This window comes from Halocynthiibacter sp. (assembly GCF_049608145.1).
Taxonomy (GTDB): Bacteria; Pseudomonadota; Alphaproteobacteria; order Rhodobacterales; family Rhodobacteraceae; genus Halocynthiibacter.
Window position 1 is genome coordinate 1 of record NZ_JBMYXF010000075.1, and the last position, 9,828, is coordinate 9,828.

A 9,828-nucleotide genomic window follows, 5' to 3' on the forward strand; every position below is an offset into this window, starting at 1 on the left:
TCGATGCCGCGCAGATGGTCCTTAAAGCGGATCTTTTCACCGAAATGAGCCGGGCCGTTTTCAAGGAAACCAAGCGCCAGATATGTGTCCAGCGTCGGTGAATAACAAACCGATGTCACATAACCCCGGCTGTTGTCGGCGGTGATTTCATCGTTCTCAAAGAAAAGATGCGCGCCATTGGACAGGGTTTGCCCGGCGTCCACTGGTTTCAGGCCCACCATCTGTTCGCGGTGATCACCAGAAAGCCCCGGGCGTTCCGATGCGGTTTTGCCGATACAATCTTTCTTGCCCGACACCATGCGGCCCATGCCAATATCAAAAGCCGTGACACGGCCATGGATTTCGGCGTGGGTGATGAAGCCTTTTTCAATGCGCAGGACATTGAGGGCCTCCATCCCGTAGGCACCGCCGCCAAGGACTTCGGCACGTGAGACCAGATCCCGGAAAAGTGCGTCGCCATACCGGGAGGGCACCGCGATTTCATAGGCATGTTCACCAGAGAAACTGATGCGGAACAAACGCCCTTTGACGCCGGACAGGGTGACATCGCCGCACGCCATAAAGGGCCAGCTGTCATTGTCGATCTTTTCATCCAACACGGTGTTCAGCAGTTCACGCGATTTCGGACCAGCAACCGCGAATTGCGCCCATTGTTCCGTGACCGAGATAAAGCGCACATCCATGTCAGGGCATAGCGCCTGATGCACGAATTCCATATGCTTCATCACCTGCCCCGCCGCGGCGGTGGTGGTGGTGGTCACATAGTGGTTTTCGCCAAGGCGCGCGGTGGTGCCGTCATCCATGACATGGCCATCTTCGCGCAGCATCAGACCATAGCGCACGCGCCCGACCTTCAGGGTTGAAAACATGTTGGTATAGACGAAATCTAGGAATTGCCCGGCATCCGGGCCCTGAATGTCGATCTTACCAAGGGTCGACACATCGGTGACGCCAACCGCGTTGCGAATGCTGATCACTTCGCGATTGCAGCTGTCGAGCCAGGTTTTCTCACCCGGACGGGGATAATAGCTGGGACGATACCAGAGGCCCGCCTCAATCATTGGTGCGTTACGATCGACCGTCGCCTGGTGCGAGGTGACGAAACGTTCCGGGGCAAAACCTTTGCCCCGCGCCCCCGCACCCAGCGCCGCCATGGACACAGGCACATAGGGCGGACGGAAGGTTGTCGTGCCGGTTGTGGGGATGTCACGCCCTGTGGCATCGGCCAGGATCGCCAATGCATTGACGTTGGAGTTCTTGCCCTGATCCGGTGCCATGCCCTGGGTGGTATAGCGTTTCATATGTTCGACAGAGGCGTAGTTTTCCTTTGCCGCGAGACGCACATCTTTGGTGGAGACATCGTTCTGATAATCAAGCCAGGCACGTTTATAGCCTTTGCTTTCATGGGGCACTTCCCAAAGGCCCGTGATGTTATAAACACCATCTTCGGCGTGTGGGGTTTTGGTGTCGGTGGGCTTGAGGCCAAGATCTGTGAGGGCCTTTTGTGCCTCGTTGAGGCCGCTTTCGAGCGTCGCCTGGGTGTTGAAATGACCCGCCGCAGATCCCGCGGCCACAAGGCCGGGCACCATATTGTCAACGGGCAGGAAGCTTTGCGTGGCCTCATCCCAGGCCGGGCGGCCATTCATGTGGCACAGCATATGCACGGACGGGTTCCAGCCGCCGGACACGCCCAGACAATCGACCGCGATTTTCTGTTCGCCGGATGTGGATTGGACGGTGATTTCTTTCAAAGCACCACGACCACGGGTGTCAGAGACCAGACCACCGGTGATCACCGGGAAGTCGCCACCGGGCGTGACATCGCTGCGACTGTCAATCAGCGCGGCGATTTCCACACCCGCCGCTTGCAGATCACGCGCCGTTTTCCAAGCGCTGTCATTGTTGCCAAAGATCGCCACTTTCTGACCTGTCGCAACGCCGTAACGGTTGAGATAACCACGCACAGCACCGGCCATCATAATGCCGGGGCGGTCGTTATTCGCAAAAGCAACAGAACGTTCAAGCGAGCCCGCCGCCAACACCGCGCGTTTGGCCACGATGCGCCAGAAGCATTCGCGGGGCGTGTCCTCAGATGGGGCCGCGATATGCTGCGCCACACGTTCAAGCGCGCCGTAAGTGCCCTGATCAAATACGCCGGTGACGGTGGTGCGGGTCATGAGACGGACGTTGTCCATGGCTTCAAGTTCCGCCGCAACATCTGCCGCCCAGACATGGCCGGGTTTGCCGTCGATTTCTTCTTCTTCCAGCAAAAGACGTCCGCCGGGGCGTGCATCTTCATCAGCGATAATCACATCTGCGCCTGCGCGTGCCGCGGTCAGCGCGGCCATCAGGCCCGCAGGGCCAGCACCGATCACCAGAAGATCACAGAAAGCATACGCTTTTTCATTGCGGGACGTGTCATGTTCACCAGAGAGCGCGCCAAGACCGGCGGCGCGACGGATCATCGGTTCCCACAGTTTTTCCCACAGCGCGCCGGGCCACATGAAGGTTTTATAATAGAAACCCGCGCCAAAGAACGGCGCGAACAGATCATTCACGCCCATAAGATCACGATCGACAGAGGGCCAGGCGTTTTGCCCGCGCACCTGCAGACCGTCATAGATTTCCTGTGTGGTGGCGCGGATATTGGGATCTTGCGCGGCACCGGAATGCAATGTGACCAGGGCGTTTGGTTCTTCCGAACCCGTGGTCATCACGCCACGTGGACGGTGATATTTAAAGCTGCGACCAAAGACTTTGCGGCCTTGGGCCAGCGCGGCAGAGGTGATTGTATCCCCCTGAAAACCCTGAACAGGCTTGCCGTCAAAAGTGAAAGAAACCGGGGCGCTGCGATCAATCAGACCTTTATTACTGATCCGCATTATTTCATCCCCCGCTTTACGTCTTCCGCAAGTTCAACGCCATAAATTTCATGTGTCACGGTGTTGCGTTCCACCACAAGCCAGGACCCGCAGCCCATTTCGTGCTGCCACAGATCTTTGGTGCGACCTGCCGGGTTTTCGCGGTTGTGGATATAGTCATCCCAAGCCACGTCGCCCGCATCAGGGGCCGGGCGGGCGAGATCGATGTCAGATCCCTTATAGTAAAATTCGCGACGGTCGCGTTCCCCACAGAGGGGACATTTGATACGCATTTTCTGTCTCCTTAATGGGTGTTGTGCTGACTGCCAGTGCCTTCTTCGTCCATGATCCCATGGCCGGTGCGAAAGCGATCAAGGCGGAACTTTTTGCCCACGGGGTGCGGTTCATCTTTGGCAATCAAATGCGCAAAACAATCACCCGAAGCAGGCACAGCTTTGAAGCCGCCGTAGTTCCAGCCGCAGTTCAGATAGAGCCCTTCAACATGGGTTTTGTCGATGATGGGGGAACCATCCGGGGACATATCCATGATGCCACCCCAGCTGCGCAGCATTTTGGCCTTGCCGATCATCGGCATCAGCGTCATCGCAGCTTCGACCACATGTTCGGTTGTCGGCAGATTGCCGCGTTGGGCATAGCTTGCGTACATGTCGATGTCGCCGCCAAAGACCAGGCCACCTTTGTCAGACTGGCTGATATAGAAATGGCCCATGCCGAAAGTGACGACATTGTCCAACACCGGTTTCAACCCTTCGGTCACGAAAGCCTGCAGCACGGTGCTTTCAATTGGCACCTGCATGCCCGCCATGGCCGCGACCTGACTGGATCGGCCAGCCACAACCATGCCGACTTTCTTGGCTTTGATCGGGCCTTTGCTGGTTTGCACGCCTTTCACCACGCCGTTTTCGATATCGATTCCAGTGACTTCGCAGTTCTGGATGATATCAACGCCGCGTTGATCGGCACCCCGGGCATAGCCCCAGGCCACAGCATCATGGCGCGCCGTGCCGCCGCGTTTGTGGTACAGCGCGCCGTACACGGGAAAACGGATATTGTCGTAATCAAGGTAAGGCAGGATGTCCCGTACACCTTCACGATCCAGCAGGATCGCATCATCGCCCTGATTGACCATCATATTGCCACGACGTGCGGCTGCGTCACGCTGACCATCGGAATGGAACAGGTTCAGAATGCCACGCTGCGAATGCATCGCGTTGTAATTCAGGTCTTTTTCCATGCGTTCCCATAGTTTCAGGGAGTGGCTGTAGAATTCTGAATTGCCCTTCAGGAAATAGTTCGCGCGCACAATCGTGGTGTTCCGCCCGACATTTCCGCCGCCGATATAACCTTTTTCAAGCACTGCAATACGTTTATCCGTATATTTCGCCGCCAGATGGTACGCGGTGGAAAGCCCGTGGCCCCCGCCGCCAATGATAATGATGTCATACTCGGATTTTGGCTCCGGGCTGCGCCAGTGGGGTTTCCAACCTTTGTTGCCGGTCAGCCCCTCTTTCAACACCTGCCATGCAGAAAATCGCATGAATATTCTCCCTGATTTCACGCACAGCTAATCAGGTGAGGCCCGGGGATGCAACGCCCCCCGGCGACGGAAAATGTCGTTTTGTGACAATAGGGCGGCGTATCTTAATCCGGAGTAACGGTCTGGCGTTCTTGTAACGTCAACACCTGCGGATCAGACACCGGCGCATCCGCATGCCAATATGGGGTTGCACGGGTTTTGGCCTGCAGCTTGCCTTTCAGCTGTCGCCACAAAATGCGCGCAAAGGTTTTGCCAAATCCGAAATCATCAGGGGGATTACTGCCGGGGCGCGCGGTTTTTGCAGAGATCGACGCGCTGAATTTCCCCATCGTATCAATCGCTTTTGCATCAAATCCCGACAAGGGCAGACCAACAAATGTCATGGCGCGCGATCCCATCGTATTGCCAAAAGGCGCGTGACAGCAGCCAGCGTACCAGCGGATCATACCTTTGGGTGACAGGCGCATCGCCTTAAGATTTTCAGCTTTGCCTTCTAGGAATTCAACGCGCCAGGCCAGTGTCTGCCAAAGTTCGGTGCCGCCGTTTTCATCCAGAATATCCGCCCCACCCTGCTGCTGCAGCCAGGTTGCAAAGGCCTGGCAATCTTTACAGTGGCAGCGGGCAAGATTTCCTGTGCGCGGGGATACATTGTGCACCCGTGCCTTGGTTTGGCCGCAGGTGCAGCTGTAGGTCAGATCCTGTGTCATACTATGTTGTCCTCTGAAATGCCTGCGCATAGGACGTCGGGCGGGAACAGATTACAAGCCGTGTCCCGACATTTGCTGACATAAAAAGGCCCCGCAATCGCGAGGCCTTTGAAACGTTTATGTATCTTGCGTGGCAAAAAGGATCAGAGACCCTTGGCGCGGTAGCTTGCCGCAACTTTACCAATCGCAACGAGGTAGGCCGCCATACGCAGATCCGTCACGTCATCACGGGAATGCCAGACTTCGCGCATGGATTGATACGCAATGCGCATCGTATCATCGAGACCAGACCGAACCAGTTCAAGTTCACCTGCACCACGCAGATATTTCTGTTTGAAATCAGGGGTCATAGACCAGCGATCGCCCATGGCATCGTCCAGACGTTCCAGTTCGTCAATCACCAGCTGGTGACGCGATTCTTCCTGACGGCGCTGCATCCGACCAAAGCGGATGTGTGACAGATTTTTCACCCATTCGAAGTAAGACACGGTCACACCGCCGGCGTTTGCATACATATCCGGGATGATCACGGTGCCTTTTTCGCGCAGAATGTCATCGGCGCCCGCGGTAACAGGGCCGTTCGCAGCTTCGATGATCAGCGGGGCTTTGACGCGGTCAGCATTGCTGAGGTTGATCACCCCTTCAAGCGCGGCCGGGATCAGGATGTCACATTCTTTTTCAAGAAGTTCAGCCCCATTTTCAACGTAAGTGCCGCCAGAGAAGCCCTTTACGCCGCCATTTTCAGCCAGCCATTTGTGCACAGCTTCGACATCCAGACCGTCATCATTAAAGATGCCGCCGTCACGTTCAATAATGCCTGTGATGATGGCGCCATCTTCTTCGGACAGGAATTTCGCCGCGTGATATCCCACATTGCCAAGACCTTGAACGATCACGCGCTTGCCATCAAGCTTGCCGGTCAGGCCCGCCTTTTTTATGTCCTCGGGATGACGGAAAAATTCCTGAAGCGCATATTGAACGCCACGGCCGGTTGCTTCTACACGACCCGCAATACCGCCTGCATTCAAAGGTTTACCCGTTACACAGGCACGCGCGTTAATGTCAGTTGTGTTCATGCGCGCGTATTGGTCCGCGATCCAGGCCATCTCACGTTCGCCGGTACCCATATCGGGTGCAGGCACGTTCTGAGACGGGTGAATCAGGTCACGTTTCGCAAGTTCATAGGCAAAGCGACGGGTGATGAGTTCCAGTTCATGTTCTTCATAGTCGCGCGGATTGATGCAAAGGCCACCTTTGGAACCGCCAAATGGCGTTTCGACAAGCGCACATTTATAAGTCATCAGCGCCGCCAGCGCTTCGACTTCGTCCTGGTTCACAGCAGAGGCATAGCGAATGCCGCCTTTCACAGGTTCCATATGTTCAGAATGCACGGAACGATACCCGGTAAACGTCTGGATCTGGCCGCGCAGACGCACCCCGAAACGAACAGTATAGGTTGCGTTACATACACGGATCTTCTGCTCCAGCCCTGGCGGCAGATCCATCATAGCAACCGCGCGATTAAACATCAGATCAACTGATTCGCGAAAGCTCGGTTCCTGAGCATGTCCAGTGTTTGCGTTCATTCTAAACCTCCAGCGGCAAAATCAGCCGCGTTTACAGACCATTTTTGGCAACTGTTAGAATCAGTGCCTGTTTTTTGTGCAGTCAGGTTATGACGTATTGTCGCGCCCGTCGCTATAAAACGCCGCTATTTTCGGAAAAACCGGCAATTTCCGCCGACAGAGCAACCCATAATGGAAAAATGCATCCACACACACCTTTGACACGTGAAATTCATACATCCGGACCACTTAATTTTTGCTGAAGAGGGATCTTTTCAAAAATCCGCCCGCCACAATCGTCCGCGCCCCATTTTGGCCACATCTTTGTGTTTTCATAATTGAGATTTTTTACGCACGTTCCGAAGCAGCCCCTGCTGCCACATAAGGGGAATACAAATGTCTAAGAGACACGGTTTTCCTGGCTTTAAAAACCGCCTGAGCGGTTCGCCATTTGTAAATAGTTTTAAGAATAAACTCATCCGCTTTCGAGACGACGAAAGCGGATCTCTTATGATCTTCACGCTGATGATGTTTATGGTTTTGCTGCTGACCGCAGGTCTGGCAATTGATGTCATGCGGCATGAAACCACGCGGATCAAACTGCAAAACACCCTAGACCGTGCCATTCTCGCCGCCGCCGACCTTGATCAGGAGCTGGACCCAGAACTGGTCGTCCGGGACTATTTTGAAAAGGCGGGCATGGATGCCTTTCTGAATGAAATTGACGTTCAGGGAGACCCACAAGGCAGCTTTCGCATTGTGACCGCCACTGCGTCGGTCGACATGCCGACCTTTTTCCTGCGCATTCGCCCCCCGGGATTGCGCGATTGGGAAGGCATCGACACATTGCACGCTGCGGCACGTGGGCAAGCCGAAGAACGTGTTTCTAATGTAGAAATTTCGTTGGTTCTGGATATCTCTGGTTCCATGAGGGGATCAAAAATTGCCACCCTGCGCGATGCCGCCAAGGATTTCATCGATACGGTTGTTCGAGATTCCGTAGAAGATCTCGTGTCTTTGTCCCTGATCCCATACACAGGACAGGTCAACGCGGGCCCAGTTCTGTTAAATGAAATCAACCTTGCAGCGACACCACGCCACAATTTTTCACATTGTCTGGAATTTGAAGCCGGTGACTTTACACGTCTGGGACTGCACCCCAATAGCCTTGGTATCGCCCCAAGCCATACCTATCGTCAGGGACAGCATATCCAGAACAGCTATAGCAGCTTTTCTTCAGGTCTGAGCAATCCACCCTGCCCCCAACAAAGCTATGAACGCATTATCCCACTTAGTCAGGATCGCACGCAACTGAAGAATGCAATCGGCAACTTTCAGGCCCGTTCTGTTACGGCGATCCATACAGGGATGAAATGGGCGACGATACTGCTAGACCCGACAACACAGCCCATAATCGAACGCATCTCTGCCAACACCCAAGCTGGCGCTATAGAGGGCATTCAGATCGACGAAGTGTTCAAAAATCGTCCCGCACCTTGGACTGATAACAACACTATGAAAGTTGTCATCCTGATGACCGATGGTGTGAATGTCGGCAGTAATCGCCTGAAACGTGATTTCTACGATTCACCAAGTGAGTACGCATTCTGGGCAACACGGGGCACATATAATTACCCGTATTACTATGGCAGCGGCAACGTTTGGGATTACATCGAAACCGATTATACATCCTCACAGGCAAACAGCCGACTGGATCAGATTTGCGACCTTGCGAAGGACAACGATATTATCGTGTTCTCAATTGGTTTTGAGGTCAGCAACACCAGCGCAAATGTCATGCGAAACTGCGCCACAACGGACGCACATTTTTTCCGGGTAGAAGGCACAGAGATCAGTAAAGCCTTCGACACCATTGCCAATCAGATCAACCAACTGAGACTTACATTTTGATACATGCAATCCGAAAGAAAATTCGCCGGTTTCGCCGGGATGAGACTGGCAATGTCACCGTCGAATTTGTCATTCTGTTTCCGTTTCTTTTTTCGATCATGCTGTCGATCATAGAATCCGGCGTACTTATGCTACGTCAGGTTATGCTGGATCGCGCTGTTGAGATATCGGTGCGTGAATTGCGCCTGGGCAACATTACAAACATCACCCATGAAGAGATGAAAACCAGAATCTGCAGAGATGCCGTGGTTTTGGGAAGCTGCGCAGAGACCATTCTACTTGAATTACGTCCCATCGACACCGTCACTTGGCAACCGTTGAACCGCAATGCGACCTGCTATGACAGAGCTGCGGAAATCAACCCGCCCAGCACATTGATACGTGGTGGCGAAAGTGAACTGATGATGGTGCGTGCCTGTGTGATGTTCAGCCCGTTCTTTGAAATCACAGGGTATGCGATGGCCCTGCCCAGAGACGCGAGCGGCCTTTTCGGCTTGGTTGCCACCTCTTCTTTTGTGAATGAGCCGGAAAATGACTTATTTTAAAATGCCCTCATATCACATCAGGCAACTGGTCCGGACCAGCCAGTCAGTGGCACACCGGTTCTGGCATGATACATCTGCGGGCCTATCGGTAGAAGTCGTCTTGATTTTCCCAATGCTGTTTTGGGTCTATGCTGGTTCGTTTACCTTCTTCAATGCTTACCGGGCGCAGGGGATCAACATGAAAGCGGCGTATTCCATCGCGGATATCGTCACCCGGGAAACGACCCCAATTGATATGAACTATCTGAATGGGATGAATACCGTTTATGATTTTATGGTGCGCAATCCTTACCCGACCTGGATCCGTGTCACCTCTATCAGCTGGAGCGCTGAAGATGACGAATTCAAAGTAAGCTGGTCACATGCGACGAAGGGCCAGACGACCTGGACCACCAATACATTAAACAATGCGCATAGCGATCAACTTCCGATCCTTGCGGATGGGGATTTCGCAGTGGTCGTCGAAGCGTTTACATCTTACACACCGATGTTTCGCCGATCCATTTTCGCACCTCTCATCGGAGATGTGGATTTTGAGAACTTTATCGTTACCAGCCCACGCTTTGTCCCTCGTGTTTGCTGGGAAACCAGTTGTTTTGATAGTTTATAACGCCTGACTATTCTTGATGGAGTTATTGTCAAATCTGGTGTTTGAGGATTGTGGGTCATGCGGCGATCTGG

General features: G+C 53.9%; 8 protein-coding genes. 3 read left to right on the forward strand and 5 right to left on the reverse strand.

Going from position 1 to position 9,828, the window contains the following annotated elements:
- The 5 genes from ACPGUT_RS15030 to ACPGUT_RS15050 all read right to left on the reverse strand — a co-directional run.
- The coding region (locus tag ACPGUT_RS15030) for a sarcosine oxidase subunit alpha family protein (protein ID WP_423992756.1) at positions 1–2,882 on the reverse strand (2,882 nt) is incomplete at its 3' end.
- Positions 2,882–3,154 carry a sarcosine oxidase subunit delta gene (locus tag ACPGUT_RS15035; protein ID WP_423992758.1) on the reverse strand — a complete coding sequence of 91 codons (273 nt, stop codon included), beginning with the start codon at positions 3,152–3,154 and terminating at the stop codon, positions 2,882–2,884. The genes ACPGUT_RS15035 and ACPGUT_RS15030, both read right to left, overlap by 1 nt.
- 11 nt (positions 3,155–3,165) lie before the next feature.
- The gene (locus ACPGUT_RS15040) at positions 3,166–4,419 is read right to left on the reverse strand and encodes a sarcosine oxidase subunit beta family protein (RefSeq protein WP_423992760.1); all 1,254 of its coding nucleotides are present in this window, start codon (positions 4,417–4,419) and stop codon (positions 3,166–3,168) included.
- A gap of 104 nt (positions 4,420–4,523) precedes the next feature.
- Complete coding sequence (locus ACPGUT_RS15045) at positions 4,524–5,126, reverse strand: DUF6151 family protein (RefSeq protein WP_423992761.1); 603 nt, start codon at positions 5,124–5,126, stop codon at positions 4,524–4,526.
- A 143-nt stretch (positions 5,127–5,269) separates the two neighbouring features.
- Positions 5,270–6,712, reverse strand: a complete 1,443-nt coding sequence (locus ACPGUT_RS15050) for a Glu/Leu/Phe/Val family dehydrogenase (protein ID WP_423992763.1) — start codon at positions 6,710–6,712, stop codon at positions 5,270–5,272.
- 375 nt (positions 6,713–7,087) lie between these two features.
- On the opposite strand from ACPGUT_RS15050, the gene ACPGUT_RS15055 reads away from it, so the two are divergent.
- The 3 genes from ACPGUT_RS15055 to ACPGUT_RS15065 are packed head-to-tail and all read left to right on the forward strand — an operon-like array spanning position 7,088 to position 9,757.
- A complete protein-coding gene (locus tag ACPGUT_RS15055; protein ID WP_423992764.1) occupies positions 7,088–8,602 on the forward strand; it encodes a pilus assembly protein TadG-related protein in 1,515 nt (504 codons plus the stop codon).
- Positions 8,599–9,147, forward strand: coding sequence for a TadE/TadG family type IV pilus assembly protein (locus ACPGUT_RS15060; protein WP_423992766.1), 549 nt, complete (start codon positions 8,599–8,601; stop codon positions 9,145–9,147). Before ACPGUT_RS15055 ends, ACPGUT_RS15060 begins: the two co-directional genes overlap by 4 nt.
- The gene (locus tag ACPGUT_RS15065) at positions 9,134–9,757 is read left to right on the forward strand and encodes a TadE/TadG family type IV pilus assembly protein (RefSeq protein ID WP_423992768.1); all 624 of its coding nucleotides are present in this window, start codon (positions 9,134–9,136) and stop codon (positions 9,755–9,757) included. The genes ACPGUT_RS15060 and ACPGUT_RS15065 overlap by 14 nt, the downstream gene beginning before the upstream one ends.
- Positions 9,758–9,828: the final 71 nt, after the last annotated feature.